The sequence below is a fragment of the Arthrobacter sp. WCS2018Hpa-7 genome (assembly GCF_031843805.1).
GTDB lineage: Bacteria > Actinomycetota > Actinomycetes > Actinomycetales > Micrococcaceae > Arthrobacter.
In genome coordinates this window covers 283,510-301,326 of record NZ_JAVTJB010000002.1, presented here as the reverse complement: position 1 = coordinate 301,326, position 17,817 = coordinate 283,510, and the positions used below count along the sequence as shown (strand labels likewise).

The 17,817-nt window shown below is 63.3% G+C and carries 17 protein-coding genes; 9 read left to right on the top strand and 8 right to left on the bottom strand.

The window, feature by feature from the left end; all coding sequences use genetic code 11:
- Positions 1-332 precede the first annotated feature (332 nt).
- On the top strand, positions 333-842 hold the full coding sequence (locus RQH14_RS04015; RefSeq protein ID WP_311212047.1) for an Lrp/AsnC family transcriptional regulator: 510 nt from the start codon (positions 333-335) through the stop codon (positions 840-842).
- 7 nt (positions 843-849) lie between these two features.
- Here RQH14_RS04015 and RQH14_RS04010 read toward each other — a convergent pair whose 3' ends face one another.
- Entirely contained in the window at positions 850-1,305 is a 456-nt protein-coding gene (locus RQH14_RS04010; protein ID WP_214822090.1) for an Lrp/AsnC family transcriptional regulator, read from the bottom strand.
- Positions 1,306-1,406: 101 nt separating this feature from the next.
- Here RQH14_RS04010 and RQH14_RS04005 point away from each other — a divergent pair, with 101 nt between their 5' ends.
- On the top strand, positions 1,407-2,063 hold the full coding sequence (locus tag RQH14_RS04005; RefSeq protein ID WP_311212046.1) for a LysE family translocator: 657 nt from the start codon (positions 1,407-1,409) through the stop codon (positions 2,061-2,063).
- Here the strand turns inward: RQH14_RS04005 and RQH14_RS04000 are convergent.
- The 3 genes from RQH14_RS04000 to RQH14_RS03990 form a co-directional block, all read right to left on the bottom strand.
- Positions 2,060-2,527: an SRPBCC family protein gene (locus tag RQH14_RS04000; protein ID WP_311212045.1), complete on the bottom strand. Its 468-nt coding sequence runs from the start codon at positions 2,525-2,527 to the stop codon at positions 2,060-2,062. The two genes, RQH14_RS04005 and RQH14_RS04000, sit on opposite strands and share 4 nt — an antisense overlap.
- The gene (locus RQH14_RS03995) at positions 2,524-2,910 is read right to left on the bottom strand and encodes a metalloregulator ArsR/SmtB family transcription factor (RefSeq protein WP_311212044.1); all 387 of its coding nucleotides are present in this window, start codon (positions 2,908-2,910) and stop codon (positions 2,524-2,526) included. The genes RQH14_RS04000 and RQH14_RS03995 overlap by 4 nt, the downstream gene beginning before the upstream one ends.
- 108 nt (positions 2,911-3,018) lie before the next feature.
- On the bottom strand, positions 3,019-3,990 hold the full coding sequence (locus tag RQH14_RS03990) for a hypothetical protein (protein WP_311212043.1): 972 nt from the start codon (positions 3,988-3,990) through the stop codon (positions 3,019-3,021).
- A 155-nt stretch (positions 3,991-4,145) separates the two neighbouring features.
- Between RQH14_RS03990 and RQH14_RS03985 the strand changes: the two genes are divergently transcribed.
- Positions 4,146-4,625 (top strand): DUF4383 domain-containing protein, encoded by a 480-nt coding sequence (locus RQH14_RS03985; protein ID WP_311212042.1) that lies wholly within the window; start codon positions 4,146-4,148, stop codon positions 4,623-4,625.
- A gap of 168 nt (positions 4,626-4,793) precedes the next feature.
- On the opposite strand, the gene RQH14_RS03980 is transcribed toward RQH14_RS03985, so the two are convergent.
- The 4 genes from RQH14_RS03980 to RQH14_RS03965 all read right to left on the bottom strand — a co-directional run bounded on the left by RQH14_RS03980 (position 4,794) and on the right by RQH14_RS03965 (position 9,641).
- Entirely contained in the window at positions 4,794-5,609 is an 816-nt protein-coding gene (locus RQH14_RS03980) for an IclR family transcriptional regulator (protein WP_311212041.1), read from the bottom strand.
- Positions 5,610-5,698: 89 nt separating this feature from the next.
- The gene (locus RQH14_RS03975) at positions 5,699-6,955 is read right to left on the bottom strand and encodes an aminopeptidase P family protein (RefSeq protein WP_311212040.1); all 1,257 of its coding nucleotides are present in this window, start codon (positions 6,953-6,955) and stop codon (positions 5,699-5,701) included.
- Between the two features lie 28 nt (positions 6,956-6,983).
- Positions 6,984-8,342 (bottom strand): MFS transporter, encoded by a 1,359-nt coding sequence (locus RQH14_RS03970; RefSeq protein WP_311212039.1) that lies wholly within the window; start codon positions 8,340-8,342, stop codon positions 6,984-6,986.
- Between the two features lie 627 nt (positions 8,343-8,969).
- A complete protein-coding gene (locus RQH14_RS03965) occupies positions 8,970-9,641 on the bottom strand; it encodes a GntR family transcriptional regulator (protein ID WP_089596525.1) in 672 nt (223 codons plus the stop codon).
- A gap of 152 nt (positions 9,642-9,793) precedes the next feature.
- On the opposite strand from RQH14_RS03965, the gene glyA reads away from it, so the two are divergent.
- Genes glyA through RQH14_RS03935 form a run of 6 tightly spaced genes read left to right on the top strand, consistent with a single transcriptional unit; the run spans position 9,794 to position 17,817 of the window.
- The gene (glyA, locus tag RQH14_RS03960; protein ID WP_311212038.1) at positions 9,794-11,161 is read left to right on the top strand and encodes a serine hydroxymethyltransferase; all 1,368 of its coding nucleotides are present in this window, start codon (positions 9,794-9,796) and stop codon (positions 11,159-11,161) included.
- On the top strand, positions 11,158-12,378 hold the full coding sequence (locus tag RQH14_RS03955) for a sarcosine oxidase subunit beta family protein (RefSeq protein WP_311212037.1): 1,221 nt from the start codon (positions 11,158-11,160) through the stop codon (positions 12,376-12,378). The genes glyA and RQH14_RS03955 overlap by 4 nt, the downstream gene beginning before the upstream one ends.
- A gap of 16 nt (positions 12,379-12,394) precedes the next feature.
- Positions 12,395-12,826 (top strand): sarcosine oxidase subunit delta, encoded by a 432-nt coding sequence (locus RQH14_RS03950; protein ID WP_311212036.1) that lies wholly within the window; start codon positions 12,395-12,397, stop codon positions 12,824-12,826.
- A 2-nt stretch (positions 12,827-12,828) separates the two neighbouring features.
- Positions 12,829-15,774: a sarcosine oxidase subunit alpha family protein gene (locus RQH14_RS03945; protein WP_311212035.1), complete on the top strand. Its 2,946-nt coding sequence runs from the start codon at positions 12,829-12,831 to the stop codon at positions 15,772-15,774.
- On the top strand, positions 15,767-16,426 hold the full coding sequence (locus tag RQH14_RS03940; protein ID WP_311212034.1) for a sarcosine oxidase subunit gamma family protein: 660 nt from the start codon (positions 15,767-15,769) through the stop codon (positions 16,424-16,426). Before RQH14_RS03945 ends, RQH14_RS03940 begins: the two co-directional genes overlap by 8 nt.
- Complete coding sequence (locus RQH14_RS03935; RefSeq protein WP_311212033.1) at positions 16,426-17,817, top strand: L-serine ammonia-lyase; 1,392 nt, start codon at positions 16,426-16,428, stop codon at positions 17,815-17,817. The genes RQH14_RS03940 and RQH14_RS03935 overlap by 1 nt, the downstream gene beginning before the upstream one ends.

Below are 17,817 nucleotides of genomic sequence, written 5' to 3'. Positions count from 1 at the left end.
GGTCCAAGCCTATGTGGCTGTGTTGCCCGGCGCCCGCCGGGAACCGGGCACTGCGGCCGGGAACCGGGCAATGCAAGAGCCCCTCAGCTACCGCAACGATCCGGTGGCTCAGGGGCTCTTACTGTGCTGCCCGCACGATACGGGCGAGTGCAGAATGACAATGCTGTGAACAAGAGTCAATCAGCGGCTGCTTCCTTGCGGGAAACCTGTGCAGGGATCCGGGTGGTGTTCCGGATGCCTGGTGCCTGCGGGGTCCGGCGGTAGCCTTGCCCTGCTTCGTTGTCACCATTTGAGCAGGAGACATACAGTTGGTGCAACGGACACTAAAAAGAATGGTCGATCTGACCAGTCTGCTCGAAAAACTTGGACAGGAAGTGGTCACTTTGCAGGAACTCGACGCGACGGACCGGCGAATCCTGGCCGCCCTCGATGACGATCCCCGGGTGCCCATCATGGTGTTGGCCCAGAAGCTGCATCTCGCGCGCGGCACTGTGCAGTCCCGCCTAGAACGGATGACGGCCGCCGGGGCCCTGCGACCGAACAGCAGCCGCGTCCTGCCGTCGGCCTTGGGGCGCGGCGTAGCTGCTGCGGTCAGCGCCGAACTGGACCAAAGCCATTTGAACGAAGCCATCGCCGCGCTCCGGGACATCCCCGAAGTCCTCGAGTGCCACGCACCCGCCGGCGATACCGACCTCATCATCAGGGTGGTGGCCAAGAGCCCGGACGATCTTTACCGTGTGTCCGAGGAAATTCGCCTGTGCCCCGGAATCGTGCGCACGTCCACCAGCATGTTCCTCCGCGAAGTGATTCCCTACCGGACAACGGGGCTGCTTGCGGAGTAGGGCGGGATTAGACGGGCGGGCCGATGTTGGTTTTCAGGTTCTTCATCACCAGGGTTGATGTCAGGCGTTCCACGGCAGGAAGCGCCGCGAGTTCGTCGTCGTAAAAGCGCTGGTAGGCGGGCAAGTCTGCGGCAATGACTTTCAACAGATAGTCAGGAGAGCCGAACAGCCGCTGCGCCTCCACGATGTTGGGGCTCGCTGTTACGCGCTCCTCGAACTCCGCCATGATGGTGCGTTCCACCTGCTTGAGGGTGACAAAGACAATCGCCTCAAACCCCAACCCCACGGCAGCAGGATCGATGTCGGCACGGTAGCCGCGGATCACCCCTGACGACTCCAGATCCCGCAGCCGCCGATGGCATGGAGCCACGGTCAAACCCACCTTTGAGGCAAGGGCTGTGGCCGTCATTCGGCCGTCCTCTTTGAGGTGGCGCAAAATACTTCTATCGATTCCGTCAATCACGCAAGAATCTTACCCAAGATACGGGATTCAGGGCTAAAAATGGGAGCACTTATGGGCGGATTTTTCCTAGAGTTTTCCTACCAACTACCTCTGGAGAGATCGTGAATCCGCAGCTGTTCCTCGCCTTCATGCTGGTGGCCGTCAGCTTGGCGTGCACCCCCGGCGTCGATTGGGCATATTCGATCTCGGCAGGCCTCCGCCAACGCAGCTTTATTCCCGCAGTGGCCGGCCTGTGCAGCGGGTATGTCATCCACACATTGCTGATGGCGGCAGGCCTGGCCGCGCTGCTGGCAGGAGTTCCGGGACTCCTGGGGTGGCTGACCATCGCCGGGGCGGCTTATTTGTTATGGCTCGGCGTCTCCACCATCCGCTCATGGCGAGGTGCGAGCTTCAGCGCGGAAGCCGGCGTCGTGCAGTCCGGCAACCAACTCCGCACATTCCTTCAGGGCATGGGCACCAGCGGCATCAACCCCAAGGGCCTGCTCTTCTTCATCGCGCTGGTACCGCAGTTCGTCAGCCCCGAGGCAGCACTGCCCGTTCCGGTCCAGTCAGGTTTGCTGGGCCTGACCTTCGTGATCTTGGCCGGGGCGGTCTACACCGGCGTGGCGCTGACGTCCCGGAAGCTGCTGGCTTCCCGGCCCGGCGCCGCACGGATTGTGACGCTGACCAGCGGGATCATCATGATCGGACTGGGGACAGTGCTGTTGTCGGAGCAGCTCCTCCCACTGGTGCTGCAGCTGCAGCCAGCGGGCGCTTAGGCAGCAAGCAGTTCGTCCAGACGCTCATATCCTTCGATCACGCCATAGTCCATGCCTGTTGCCAGCGCCATGTCGCGGGCTTCCACGGAGGGGTAGACCTCGTGGGCAACCATCCGGGTCCTGCCGTCGATTTCCTCGAACGTGGTGGTGCTGATGACCACCTGGTTTGGTGCGCCCTCGAACTCCACAGTCTGGATGATGAGCGCATCGGCTTCAACGGTATGGAAGACGCCGCGGAAGCCGTACATTCCGTTGTCGTCGCCGCTTTCGTAGCGCCAGCTGCCTCCAGTGGTGGCGTTGTATTCGGTAATCTTTGTTGCCGTGCTGCGCGGGCCCAGCCACTTGGCCAGGAGGTCCGGGTCAACGTGGGCTTTGAAGACCGCGCTGACGGGAGCATCAAATTCGCGGACTGTGTCAACGAACGGGACGCCGTTGTCAGCGGTGATTGTTGTTGGATTGCTCATGTCAGTTCCTCTTTCTTCTGTGCTGGTGTGTTTTCTTCTTGTCGGTGCGAGGTGCCTGCCCCGAGCAGTTCGTCCAACTGCCTGAAGCGGGATTCGGCGATCAGCCGGTAGTTGTCAATCCAGGCCGTCAATCGCTCCAAGGCTGCTGCATCCAGATGGACCGGCCTGCGCTGGGCGTCCCGGGATCGAGTCACCAAACCCGCGTGCTCCAGGACCTGAATGTGCTTGGACACCGCCTGCTTGGTAATGGCGAATGGTTCCGCGAGCTCATTGACAGTGGCGTCCCCCCGGGACAGCCGGGCCACCATGGCCCGCCGCACCGGATCCGCCAACGCCATGAATGCCCTGTCCAGGGTGTCTGACCCCGGAGCATCGTGTTCCATCGCCACTTCAACCCTTCGTCATCAACCAAAGCTCAATCAACCAATTCATTGATCAACCGTTTGGTTGATTAAGAGACTACGCTCAACCCGGAGAAGGCGCAATGGTTTTTATTCGCCGCCCAGCTGCCGGAAGTCGTTCTCCCAAAGACGCCGCATTTCCGCGTCCTTGCGGATGACCTCCAGCGTCTCCAGCTCAGCCGGCGGAGCAGGGCGCTTGGACCGCGGAGTCAAGGTACGGCGGCCTTGGTCAAGTGCCACGAGTGCCCTGTCGGTCAACGCATCATTCTTCAAAGCGAGGTTGGTCTTCCGCCGCCGGAGGACTTCCTTCAACGCAAGTTGCGCGGATTCGACGTCGCCCCTGGCCCGCTGGGAACGCGCACGGATCAGCAAAAGGGCAGCCGAAAGGTCGTCAGTGTTCAGCAACCCTTCGGTCCACAGCACCACGTCCCGGTGCCGCTCCAGCGAATACGCCGCCGTGCAGCGCGCCAGGGCAGAAGGCAACGACGGCGGCAAGCCCACCACTGCTTCCAACGCCGACTCGGTCATCCCCATCTCCCGGAGGCAATGGGCCAGCGCCAGGAACACGGATTCCTCGCTGAACAGAACCGGAACCTCAATGCGTTCCGCTACCTCGACTTTGGTGACCACCTGCCCCAGGTACGTTGCCGAGAACTGGCTGGCGTCGTCGTCGATCCTTGTCGTCAAGCCGCGCTGCAGCAGTTCCGAAGCCCTCAGGAAGCCGCCGTGCTTGTACGCGAGCAAGCCCGCCATCACGTGGCATAAGCCGGCCCACCCCGGATTCATGCGGCCGAAAGCGAGGAGCCGATCCGGCTCCGCGGAGGTGAACACGGCCTCGTGCATCGCCTTGGCAGTCTTGGAGGACAGCATCTTCAGCCGCGGGACATTGCCCACCAAGGACAACCTCGCGTGGTCACGGCCACTGAGGACGCCGGACAGCACGTCATTGACGCCGTCGGCAAGGCCTCGGACCGAAGTGCGGACGTAGCCCTCCCGGAAAGGCGTGAGATCGCGGGTGTCATGGAAAATCGTGTGAACACGTCCGTTGGGAACCTGGCTCATGAATCCATGCTAGCCGCCGCTGAACTGGGGCCATCCCCTGCTATCGGAGGCATTTCAGGAGTATTATGGCGGCGTCGGCAAGGTTTTGCGACAACCCTTGCCGCAGGTCGGCTCTCCATGAGAAGAGCCGGGTAACAGCGTGAAAGGGAGGACTGATGACCACCGCTTCGCACCCCGCCGAACACCACCACATGATGGGGTTGACGCTTCGCAACACCGCCATGGGCGTTGGCGTTGTATTTCTGCTGGTTGGTGTCCTGGGCTTCATCCCGGGAATCACCACCAATTTCGGCGCCATGACCTTTGCGGGACATGAATCCGGCGCCATGCTGCTTGGAGTCTTCCAAGTGTCCATACTCCACAACATCGTTCATCTGCTGTTTGGCGTGGCCGGCTTGGCCATGGCAAGGAACGCACGCATGGCCCGCCTTTTCCTCCTGGGCGGCGGCGCCGTGTACATCGTTCTTTGGATCTACGGCCTGGTCATCAACCAGGAAACAGGCGCCAACTTTGTCCCGTTCAACACCGCTGACAACTGGCTGCACCTGATCCTTGGCGTTGCCATGATCGGCTTGGGTGCCTGGCTGGGCAGGGATGCCATGGACGAAACAACCACAGCGCGACGGAAGATGTAGGTCCTTCCGCACGTCGAGTAAAACAACGACGGCGACCGCTCCCCTCAGAGGGGCCGGTCGCCGTTTTTTCTTTCGCCGAGATTCCACTTAATGACAATGTTTGCGCTCCGGATTGTCATTAAATGCAGTCTCGGCGCGTTTTTAAGCGCTCGACGGCGGGTACCCGGCTCAGCGCGGGGCGCGCCCGCCCAGCCGGGTGGTCACCTTCGCAGCGGCTGCGGCGCAGGCTTCACCGAGGCTGTCCAACGTGTCCTGCGAAACGCGGAACTTTGGGGCCGGGATCAGGACCGAGGCCACCATGTTGCCGCGATGGTCGTACACGGGAGAAGCCACACCCACTTCCTCGATGGATGTCTCACCGAAGTTCACAGCCCAGCCACGCTCCACGGATTCTGTCACCCGTGCCAAGTACGCCTCGATGGCATCCTCATCCAGACCAGCGAGCGTGATGGAGCCGCTGCGCAACAGCTGACGCACCCGGTCCTGGTTCTCCGCCCCAAGGAACACTTGCACCGACGAGCTCAGGGCTTCGTTGTACCGGGCACCCAGCGGTGCGAGGTGTTTGACCTGGTGCCGGCTGGGGATCTGCTCCACACACATGGACTCGTTGCCGTTCCACACCATGAGCGCGCTCGTCTCCCCTGTCCGCTCAGTAAGTTCGCGCAGCACGGGGTAGGCAACGCGCCGCTCTTCGAGTTCCGCCAGGAGTGGGCCCGCCATGGCGATCATTCCCAGCCCCAAGCGGAACCTGCGCGAATCGACGTCGCGCTCTACAAGGTTTTCCTGTTCCAGCGTCGCCAGGATGCGGGAGACGGTGCTCTTGTGAAGGCCAATTCGCCCGGCAATTTCGGTGACTCCCAGAAGGGGTTCGTCCGCGCTGAAGCTTCGCAGCACGGCGATGGCGTTGACGATGACCGAGGTGCTCTTGGTATCGCCGTTGGTGTTGCTGCTATCAGGAGCGTCGTTGGATTCCGAGGGAGTCATGGGTTCACTATATTTCGCTGCGGCAGGGGGTTTCGCTGGGGAAGGCCAAACGGCCGGTGGACACCACGCTGTGTCCACCGGCCGGGTCACTAGGCTCCGATGATGTTGTACTCAGGGCCGAACGGGAACTTGGTGATGTTCTCGGCGCCGTCATCGCCGATCACCAGGATGTCGTGCTCGCGGTAGCCGCCAGCACCCGGCTGGCCATCCAGCACCGTGATCATCGGTTCCATGGAGACCACCATGCCCGGCTCCAGAACGGTGTCGATGTCCTCGCGAAGTTCCAGGCCCGCTTCGCGCCCGTAATAGTGGCTCAGCACGCCGAACGAGTGGCCGTAGCCAAACGTGCGGTTGGCCAGCAGACCGTGGCTGACGTAGATCTCGTTGAGCTCGGCGGCGATGTCCTTGCAGACGGCTCCGGGCTTGATGAGTTCGAGGCCGCGTTTGTGGACCTCCACGTTGATGTTCCACAGTTCCAAGGAACGGGCATCCGGTTCGCCGTAGAACAAGGTACGTTCCAAGGCCGTGTAGTAGCCGCTGGTCATCGGGAAGCAGTTCAGGGACAGGATGTCGTGTTCCTGAATCTTGCGGGTAGTGGCCCAGTTGTGGGCGCCGTCGGTGTTGATGCCGGACTGGAACCAGACCCACGTGTCGCGGATTTCCGAGTCCGGGAACGTCCGGGCGATCTCGTGGACCATGGCCTCGGTGCCGATCAACGCAACCTCGTACTCGGTGACGCCTGCCGTGATCGCGTTGCGGATGGCCTCGCCGCCGAGGTCGCCGATACGGGCCCCGTGCTTGATGACCGCGATTTCCTCGTCCGACTTGATCATGCGCTGGCGCATCGCAGCCTGCGCCACATCCACCAGTGTTGCTCCGGAGAATGCAGCCTGGATCTTGTTGCGGTTGTCCAGCGGCAGCGAGTCATCTTCGACGCCGATGCGGCGCGGGTTGATGCCGCGGGTCCGCAGCACTTCCTGGATGGCATGGATGTAGTTGTCACGCCGCCAGTCCGTGTACACCAGGTTGTCGCCGTAGCTCCGGCGCCAAGGCATACCGGCGTCGATGTTTGCCGTAATGGTGACCGTGTCATCCTTGGTGACCACCATGCCGTAAGAGCGGCCGAAATAGGTGAAGAGGAAGTCGGAGTAGTACTTGATGGAGTGGTAGCTGGTGAGGATGACGGCGTCGAGGTCCTTCTCGGCCATGATGCTGCGGAGGCCGGCAAGGCGGCGCTCGAATTCTGCATCGGAGAAAGTCAGCGAAACCTTTTCGCCGTTGTTGAGGACCTTGGTGCGCTCGAGCTTGGCGACATCGTTGACGGCCTCGTTCTGGGTGATGGTCATGGTGGTTCCTTTCAATGGGTGGGTTGTACTAGTCCTGCAGCAGAGGCTTCTTGGAAGTCTCCGTGGCGAACAGGACTGCGATGAGGGAAACTATTGCGGCGGCCACGAGGTACCAACCGGGGGCCAGCTTGCTGGCGGTCATGCCGATCAGGAGGGTGGCCATGAACGGTGCGGTGCCGCCGAACAAGGCGTTGGAGAGGTTGAAGCTGACGGCGAAGCCCGTGTACCGGACCTTCGTGGGGAAGAGTTCGGCCAGGAAACTGGGCAGGGTGCCGTCGTTGAGGGTGAGCATGCCGCCCAGAAGAATCTGAACCAGCACGATCACCAGGAAGTTGCGGGTGTCCAGCAGCATGAACGCCGGCACCGTGAGCAGGATGAAAAGAACTGATGCGGTGATGAGCATTCGTTTGCGGCCAAACTTGTCCGAGGCCATGCCTGTCAGGAAGATGAAGCCGATGTAGCTTGCCAGGGCAATGGTGGTGGCCAGGAACGATTCCGTGGCACCGAAGCCCAGCTCTTCGGACAGGTACGTGGGCATATAGCTGAGGATCACGTAGAAGCCCACCGCGTTGAGCAGCACCGCTCCCGTGGCGATAACGAGTTCCTTCCGGTACGTCTTGAACATCGCCAGCGCGGGAGCCTTGACGCCGTCATCCTTCTCGGCCAGTTCACGGAACGCCGGTGTGTCCTCCAGTTTGGTCCGGATGTACCGGCCGATCAGGCCCATGGGCGCTGCGAGTAGGAACGGCAATCGCCAACCCCACTCGTTGAGCTGCTCCGCGCTTAGTACTGAAGTCAGCAGGGCGGCCAGCAAGGATCCCAGCAGTAGTCCCGCTGCGGTACTGGCAGGCACGACGGCGGCATACAGTCCGCGGCGATTGGCCGGCGCGTACTCCACAAGGAAGGCGGACGCCCCTGCGTACTCGCCGGCTGCGGAGAAACCTTGGACCACCCGTACCAGGAGGAGCAGGATGGGGGCCATCACGCCGATGGTGGCGTACCCCGGTATCAGTGCGATGCAGAACGTGGCCACTGACATCAACACGATGGAGAGGGAGAGCGCCTGCCTTCGGCCGAGTCGATCACCGATATGGCCCCAGATGAAGCCACCAAGCGGCCGCACGAAGAAGCTGATGGCAAAGACACCGAATGTCGCCAGGAGGGCTGTCTGCCGGTCTGACTCCGGGAAGAAAACTGTTGAGATGATGCCGGCCAGGTAGCCGTAAACGGCGTAATCGAACCACTCAACAAAGTTGCCGATGAAGCTGGCAGTGACCACTCGCCGTCGAGTGTCCTTGCTGACTGTGTTGTTGGGGCTGAGGGTGTGGTTGGAGCCGGAGGCGGGTGAAACACCTAGCTCGGCTGCCACAGAGGATTCATTGCTCATGTGTCCACCAAAATCATTGGGGTTGCATTCAACGCAACGCTGTTGCACCAGAGTATGTGTGAGCGACGCCACGGTCAAGGGTGGATCTAGACTTTTTTGAAACCCTAATAACGGACCAAGCATTCAAAAGCCGAAGAAGATCGTTGTACTCACCGCATCAGCGTTGCACTCAACGCGCCTTTCTTCTCCCGACGCTCTCTCACATCCCTAGCCCTTCACCCGATCGCTCGCTCATCAGGGCGAGGAAGGCCGACGTCGGCACTCAAGTTGGCATCGACGTCGAGCCTTCCGTTTTTGGCGGCTGCGCACGCCCCGCCGCCCAGGCGACGGGAGTCGCGGCGTCGGAGCAGATCGGCCCAATGGGCCCGATGAGGGGTGCATCCGGAAGATGTCAGCGGGCCGTGACGAGGGTCAGCGCCAAGCACGAGGGATGTGAAAGAGCGACCCACCCAAACCCGAGCGAAGTGAGAGAGGGTCGGGAGGGGGGCGGGGTGATCCGGCAGCGCGCGTCTAAGCGAGGAACGAGCGAGCGCGCAGAGGATGACGCCGCCACCGGAAGGCGGCACGGCTCGAGCCCGCGGGATGTGCGAGAGCGATGCGCTCAAGCACGAGTGATGTGAGAGAGGGTCAGAGGACCTTGCGGATGGTCTCTTCGAAGCTGACGACGTGGTGCAGGGCGAGCTCGGCGGCGCGGTCTTCGTCGCCGTCGGCGATGGCTGTGAGGAGGTCGGCGTGTTCGGAGATATGGCCGGACACGGAGGGCATCTTCTCGAGCATGTGGCACCAGATGCGGGTGGCGAGGTTGTCGTACCGGATCAGGACGTCTTCGAGGTGTGCGTTGGCGGAGGCCTTGTAGATGAGCCGGTGCACCTGGATGTCGTAGCGCATGAGTTCCTGCGAAGAATTGTCCTGGCCCTCGAGGTCACGGATGGCAGCCGCGACGCCGCGGAGTTCGGAGCGCATGGCGGGGCTGGCCATGCGGGCGGCTTTCCTGGAGGCGAGCGGTTCCAGGAGTTCGCGGATCTCGGAGACTTCGGCGAGCTGGGTGATGTCCACGCCGGTGGCGAAGGTGCCGCGCCGAGGGTATGACACCACGAGGTGATCGCTTTCAAGGCGCTTGATGGCTTCGCGGACGGGGGTGCGCCCGATTCCCAGTTCGGCGGCGATCTGGCCATCGTTGATGGGGTCGCCGGGCTTGATGTCCAGCATGATGAGCCGGTCGCGCAGCAGCAGGTAGGCGTTCTCCGCCAGGGACGTACCCTGCGGAACTGATTCCAGTGCTTCGAGTGCTGCGCTCATTAGTCTCTCCCGTTAGTCGCATTCCCAGTCTGCTGGATGAGTTACCGCTGACCTGTTGACGACTATGTGATCTCCAACATACTATGGCAATAGTTCTAATATATCAGTTGCCTAACAGTCGGCCACTAGACAAGCCTTTGAAGGAGAACACCATGGTTGAACCGCTGATCCGCCCGCTTGCACAGGCGGACCCGGAGGTCGATCAGGCGATCGCCCAGGAACTCATCCGCCAGCAGTCCACGCTGGAAATGATCGCCTCTGAGAACTTCGCTCCCACGGCCGTCATGGAGGCCCAGGGATCGGTACTGACCAACAAGTACGCCGAGGGCTACCCGGGCAAGCGCTACTACGGCGGCTGCGAGCACGTTGATGTGATCGAACAGTTGGCCATTGACCGCCTGAAGTCCTTGTTTGGCGCAGAGTTCGCCAACGTCCAGCCCCACTCCGGAGCCCAGGCCAACGCCTCGGCCATGCACGCACTGATCACCCCGGGCGACACCATCATGGGACTGAACCTCGCCCATGGTGGCCACCTGACCCACGGCATGCGCATCAACTTCTCCGGGAAGCTGTACAAGGTTGTTCCCTACGGCGTTCGCGAGGACACCCACACCGTAGACATGGCTGAAGTGGAGCGACTGGCTCTTGAGAGCAAGCCCCAACTGATCGTCGCCGGCTGGTCTGCCTACTCCCGCCAGCTGGACTTCGCCGAGTTCCGCCGCATTGCGGACCTGGTGGGCGCCTACCTCATGGTGGACATGGCCCACTTCGCGGGTCTCGTCGCTGCAGGGCTCCACCCCAGCCCGGTGCCGCACGCCCACATCGTCGCCAGCACCACCCACAAGACCCTCGGCGGTCCGCGCGGCGGTGTGATCCTGACCAACGACGCCGACATCGCCAAGAAGGTTAACTCCGCTGTCTTCCCCGGCCAGCAGGGTGGTCCGTTGGAGCACGTCATCGCCGCCAAGGCCGTGGCTTTCAAGATGGCAGCCGAGCCGGAGTTCCAGGAACGCCAGGTCCGCGTCCTTGAAGGCTCCAAGATCCTGGCCCAGCGCCTCCTCCAGGACGACGTAGCCGCAGCCGGCATCTCCGTTGTCAGCGGCGGTACCGACGTCCACCTGGTGCTCGCCGACCTCCGCCACTCCGTCCTCAATGGCCAGCAGGCCGAGGACACGCTCCACCAGATCGGCATCACGGTCAACCGCAACGCCGTCCCGTTCGACCCCCGCCCGCCCATGGTTTCGTCGGGCCTGCGCATCGGTACACCCGCACTCGCCGCCCGCGGCTTCAAGGCTGAGGACTTCACCGAAGTCTCGGACATCATTGCGACGGCGTTGATCGCCGCAGCGAACAACGGCACCGAAGCAGGAACTGAAGCAGGCACCCTGAACGACGCCACCGCCGTCGAACTCCGCCGCCGCGTAACTGCCTTGGCGGACAAGTTCCCGCTTTACCCCCACCTGAACAACAACGGCGATGGCGCCGTAACCGAAGCAGAACTGATTGGAGCAGCCCAGTGAGTGCAGACCACCTCCCCGAACACCCGGACTTCCTCTGGCGCAACCCGGACCCGAAGAAAAGCTACGACGCCGTGATTGTGGGCGGCGGCGGGCACGGCCTGGCCACCGCGTACTTCCTGGCCAAGAACCACGGCATGACCAACATCGCCATCCTGGAAAAGGGCTGGCTGGCCGGTGGAAACATGGCCCGCAACACCACCATCATCCGTTCCAACTACCTCTGGGACGAGAGCGCCGCCATCTACGAGCACGCGCTCAAGCTCTGGGAAATCCTCCCGGAAGAGCTGGAGTACGACTTCCTGTTCAGCCAGCGCGGCGTCATGAACCTGGCCCACACCCTGGGCGATGTCCGCGAAAGCGTTCGCCGCGTGGGTGCCAACAGGCTCAACGGCGTGGATGCTGAATGGCTGGACCCGCAGCAGGTCAAGGAACTCTGCCCCATCCTGAATATCAACGACAACATCCGCTACCCCGTCATGGGCGCCACGTACCAGCCGCGCGCAGGCATCGCCAAGCACGACCACGTAGCCTGGGCCTTCGCCCGGAAGTGCGATGAACTCGGCGTGGACATCATCCAGAACTGCGAAGTCACCGGCTTCATCAAGGACGGAAACCGGGTCACCGGGGTCAAGACCACCCGCGGCGATATCAACACCGAAAAAGTGGGCCTCTGCGCCGCCGGCCACAGCTCGGTCCTGGCAGAAATGGCCGGCTTCCGCCTGCCGATCCAGTCCCACCCGCTCCAGGCACTGGTATCCGAACTGCACGAGCCGGTCCACCCCACGGTGGTCATGTCCAACCACGTGCACGTCTACGTTTCCCAGGCCCACAAGGGCGAGCTGGTGATGGGCGCCGGCGTCGATTCCTACAACGGCTACGGCCAGCGCGGCTCGTTCCACGTGATCGAGGAACAGATGGCAGCAGCCGTGGAGCTCTTCCCGATTTTCGCCCGGGCCCACGTGCTCCGGACCTGGGGCGGCATCGTGGACACCACACTCGATGCCTCGCCGATTGTTGGCCTCTCACCGGTGGAGAACATGTTCGTCAACTGTGGCTGGGGAACCGGCGGCTTCAAGGGCACGCCTGCGGCAGGTCTGACCTTCGCGCACACCATTGCCACGGGCGCACCGCACCAGCTGAACAAGCCGTTCGCGCTGGAACGCTTCGAGACCGGCGCCTTGATCGACGAACACGGCGCCGCAGCCGTAGCCCACTAGCCAGGACAGGAAAGACATGCTCCTCATTTCATGCCCCAACTGCGGGCCACGCGACGAAACCGAATTCCACTACGGCGGCCAGGCACACATCGCCTACCCCGAGAGCCCGAATGACCTCACGGACCGCGAATGGGCTGAATACCTGTTCTACCGCGAGAACACCAAGGGAACCTTCGCCGAACGTTGGGTTCACAGCACAGGCTGCCGCCAGTGGTTCAACATGCTCCGCGACACCGTGAGCTACGAAATCCACTCCATTTACGGGATGGGCCAGCCCCGCCCGGACCTCAAGTCGAGCGCCGGGACAAACGCCAGCCCAACCAGCGAACCCACCCAGCCAGGCGAGTTCAGCCAGGCAGGGGACTTCGGCCAGGCCGGCGAACCCGGCCTCGCCCCCGGCGCCACAGCCCCCACGGCCACCACCCCCATCTCCTCGGAAGGAGTCTAGAAGTGACCAGCAGGAACGCACGCCTCGCCACCGGCGGACGCATCGATCGCAGCATCTCTTGGCGCTTCACCGTGGACGGCCAGGAATTCACCGGCCACCCGGGTGACACCATCGCTTCGGCGCTGTTGGCCAACGGCCACATCAACGCCGGCAACTCCCTCTACGAGGACCGCCCCCGCGGCATCATGGCCGCCGGGGTGGAAGAGTCCAACGCCTTGGTCAAGATCGCTCCCCGCTTCCGCGGGCACGTCGCCGAGTCCATGCTTCCCGCCACCGCAGTTTCCTTGGTGGACGGCATGAACATTGAACTCCTCTCCGGCCTGGGCAAACTGGATCCCAACGAGGACAAGGCCGAGTACGACAAGAAGTACGTGCACACCGACGTCCTGGTGGTTGGTGGAGGCATCGCCGGCCTGGCAGCAGCCCGCGAAGCTGTCCGCACCGGTGCCCGCGTCATCCTCATCGACGACCAGCCCGAACTTGGCGGCTCCCTGCTCTCCGGCTCCACCGCCCCGGAACTCGCCGAACTGATCGAAGGCAAGCCGGCCCTGGAATGGGTTGCTGACGTGGAAGCTGAACTGGTTTCCGCCGGCGAATGCACGGTGCTGAACCGCACCACGGCTTTCGGTTCCTACGATTCCAACTACTTCATCGCAGCCCAGAACCGCACGGACCACTTGAGCGTTCCGGCAGCCTCGGGTGTCTCCCGCCAGCGCATTTGGCACATCCGGGCCAAGCAGGTTGTCCTGGCCCCCGGCGCCCACGAGCGTCCGCTGGTCTTCGAGAACAACGACCGCCCGGGCATCATGCTCGCTTCGGCTGCCCGCACCTACCTGAACCGTTACGCCGTGGCAGCCGGTTCACGCGTGGTCATCACCACCACGAACGATTCCGCTTACGCTCTTGCCGCGGACCTGCAGGCAGCAGGCGTGGCGGTTGCCGCCGTCGTCGATGCCCGTCCGCAGATCAGCGCGAAGGCCGCTGCCGCCGTCGAGTCCGGTATCCGGGTCCTCATCGGCAGCGCCGTGGCTGACACGTCGGCGGACGGGAATGGCCGCCTGAATGGCGTCACCGTCCGCAGCATTGACGACGACGGCGAACTCACCTCGGGCGTCGAACAGCTGGCTGCCGATCTTCTGGCAGTTTCCGGTGGCTGGAGCCCGGTGGTCCACCTCCACAGCCAGCGCCAGGGCAAGCTGCGTTGGGACGACGAGCTCGCAGCGTTCATTCCCACCAAGCCCGTCCGCGACCAGCAGCTTGCAGGCGCAGGCCGTGGCAGCTTTGAACTCCAGGATTGCCTGGCAGAGGGCATCTCGGCGGGAGCGGCAGCATCCATCGCCGCTGGCTTCGAATCCGCCACCACCCCGGTGGAACTGCAGGCACCTGTGGCCAGTGCTCCAAGCCGCCAGCTCTGGCTGGTCCCCGGCCAAACCGGTGAGCCCGGCGAGTGGCACCACCACTTCGTTGACTTCCAGCGCGACCAGTCCGTGGCCGATGTCCTCCGCTCCACCGGGGCAGGCATGCGGTCCGTGGAGCACGTCAAGCGGTACACCTCCATCAGCACGGCCAACGATCAGGGCAAGACGTCCGGCGTCAACGCAATCGGCGTCATCGCCGCGGCGCTGAAGTTCGGCGGAGCTGAGAACATCCCGGGCGTCGGCGAGATTGGCACCACCGCTTACCGTGCACCGTTCACGCCCGTGGCCTTCGCAGCTTTGGCAGGCCGCCAGCGTGGCGAACTGTTCGACCCCGCCCGCGTCACCTCCATCCACCCGTGGCACGTTGCCCAGGGCGCACTGTTCGAAGACGTTGGACAGTGGAAGCGCCCTTGGTACTACCCGCAGGCCGGGGAAGACATGGACACGGCAGTCCTGCGTGAATGCGCAGCTGTCCGCGACTCCGTGGGCTTCATGGACGCCACCACCCTGGGCAAGATCGAGATCCGTGGCAAGGACGCCGGAGAATTCCTGAACCGCGTGTACACCAACGCGTTCAAGAAGCTTGCCCCGGGATCCGCCCGCTACGGTGTCATGTGCACCCTGGACGGCATGATCTTCGACGACGGCGTAACCCTCCGCCTGGACGATGACCGCTACTTCATGACCACCACCACCGGCGGCGCAGCCAAGGTGCTGGACTGGCTGGAAGAGTGGCACCAGACGGAGTGGCCGGAACTCGATGTGGTCTGCACGTCCGTGACGGAACAGTGGAGCACCATCGCCGTGGTTGGCCCGAAGTCCCGCGCAGTGATCGCCAAGGTTGCTCCCCAGCTCGCCGAAAACGGTGGCCTGGATGCTGAAGCCTTCCCGTTCATGACGTTCCGCGAGACCACCCTGGCCTCCGGAGTCCAGGCCCGCGTTTGCCGCATCTCCTTCTCCGGTGAACTGGCCTACGAAATCAACATCCCGTCCTGGTACGGACTCAACACCTGGGAAGCTGTTGCCGCTGCCGGTGCCGAGTTCAACATCACCCCGTACGGCACGGAGACCATGCACGTTCTCCGCGCCGAGAAGGGCTACCCGATCGTTGGGCAGGACACCGATGGCACGGTCACCCCGCAGGACGCCGGCATGGACTGGATTGTCTCCAAGGCCAAGGACTTCATCGGCAAGCGCTCCTACCTTCGGCAGGACGCCAGCCGCGAGGACCGGAAGCACCTGGTGAGCGTCCTTCCCGTGGACCACTCGCTGAGGTTGCCGGAAGGCACGCAGTTGGTGGAAAAGGGCATCCCGGTCAACCCGGCTGACGGCCCCGTTCCCATGGAGGGCTTCGTGACCTCCAGCTATCACAGCGCCGCGTTGGGCCGTTCCTTCGCCCTGGCTCTCATTCAAAACGGCCGCAACCGCATCGGCGAGACCCTGGTGGCCTCGCTGGGAGACCAATTGGTGGACGTGGTTGTTGGCGAAACCGTACTTTTCGATGCTGAAGGGACCCGCAAAGATGGCTGAAACAGCAACACCAGCAGAAACCGCACACGTCGACCGCGTCCGGGGCGCCCGCCGCAGCCCGGCCGAGCACCTGGCTGACGCCTTCACCTCCGGCTCCGTGCCGGGCACGGTGACGCTCACCGAAATCCCGTACCAGGCCATGGTTGGTCTTCGGGTTCACCGAACGTCCGACGCCGGTGCCCGCGTTGCGTCCGTGACCGGCGGCTTGCCTGCCGCTTGCGGTGAAGTGACGGGCGGCGCGGTCTGGGGCAAGGATTCGGTGAACACCCTGTGGCTTGGCCCCACGGAGTTCATGGTGGTCGCCCCGGAAGAAGCCCACGATTCGCTGGGAGGCTCCTTGGTCAGCGATCTGACCACGGCATTGGGCAACGACGCGGGCCAGGTGGTGGACCTGTCCGCCAACCGCACCACGTTTGAGCTCTCTGGCAGCCACGCCCGCGCAGTGCTGGAGAAGACCTGCGCCTTGGACCTGCACCCTCGGGTCTTCAAGGCCGGGACCGCTGTCTCCACTGAGCTCGCCCACATCCCGGTGATGCTGTGGAAGACCTCTGACGAGTCCTACCGGATCTTTCCCCGGGCCTCGTTTGCCGATTTCCTGGGACGCTGGCTCCTCGATGCCATGCGGGAGTACGCCTCCCCAGAGGTCCCCTAATGGCATTGAGTGTGCTTGATCTGTTTTCTGTTGGCATCGGGCCCTCGTCTTCACACACGGTAGGTCCGATGCGCGCGGCAAAGCAGTTCACGGACGGTCTTGAATCGTCCGGCCAGCTTCCGGCTACGGTGCGCGTCCAGGCAGAGCTTTTCGGCTCCCTGGGCGCCACCGGCCGGGGCCACGGCTCAGACAAGGCTGTGGTGCTGGGGCTGCAAGGCCACTCCCCCGAAACCGTTAATACCCACACCGCCGATGACCAGGTGGCGGCCGCGGCACTCGACGCGGAACTGCGCCTGGCCGGGAACCACCGGGTGGACTTCAACTGGGACGAGGACGTGGTCCTGCACCGCCGCAAGTCGTTGCCCGCCCACCCCAACGGGATGACCTTCCGGGCGCTCGACCATACGGGCACCGTGCTCCGGGAACGCAGCTACTACTCCATCGGCGGCGGCTTCGTGGTGGACGGGGACGTCTCCGGAGCCGACAAAGTGGTAGCTGACGACACCGTGCTGCCCTACCCCTTCACCACCGCAGACGAACTCCTGGCCATCTGCCTCCGCGAGGGCAAGTCCATCTCGGACATCATGCTGGCCAACGAACTCGTGTGGCGTTCCGAGGAAGAACTGCGCGAACGGTTGCTGGGGATCTGGGCCGTCATGCAGGAGTGCGTGGACAACGGCTGCTCTGCCGAGGGAATCCTGCCGGGAGGCCTGAAGGTCAGGCGACGGGCGCCGTCGTTGTTCAAGAAGCTTTCCGAAACTGATGCGGGCCTCAACGGAGCCAAATCTGCGGACCCCCTCCTCGCCATGGAATGGGTCAACCTGTTCGCCCTGGCCGTGAACGAGGAAAACGCCGCAGGCGGCAGGATTGTCACCGCGCCCACCAACGGCGCCGCCGGAATTGTCCCGGCCGTGCTGCACTACTACACCAGGTTTGTTCCGGGAGCCAACGACGACGGTGTCGTGCGGTTCCTGCTGGCGGCGGCCGCCGTCGGAATCCTGTTCAAAATCAACGCGTCCATCTCCGGTGCCGAGGTGGGCTGCCAGGGCGAGGTTGGCTCCGCCTGCTCCATGGCCGCCGCCGGTCTCTGCGAAGTCCTGGGTGGAACGCCGGAGCAAGTGGAAAATGCCGCCGAAGTGGGCATCGAACACAATCTGGGCCTCACCTGCGATCCCGTGGGCGGGCTGGTGCAGATCCCCTGCATCGAACGCAACGCGATCGCCAGCGTCAAGGCCATCAACGCCGCCCGCCTTGCCCTGCACGGCGACGGCAGCCACAAAGTGTCCCTGGACAAAGCCATCAAAACCATGCGCGAAACAGGCGCAGATATGAAATCCAAGTACAAAGAGACCTCCCGTGGGGGCCTCGCCGTCAACGTAGTGGAGTGCTAG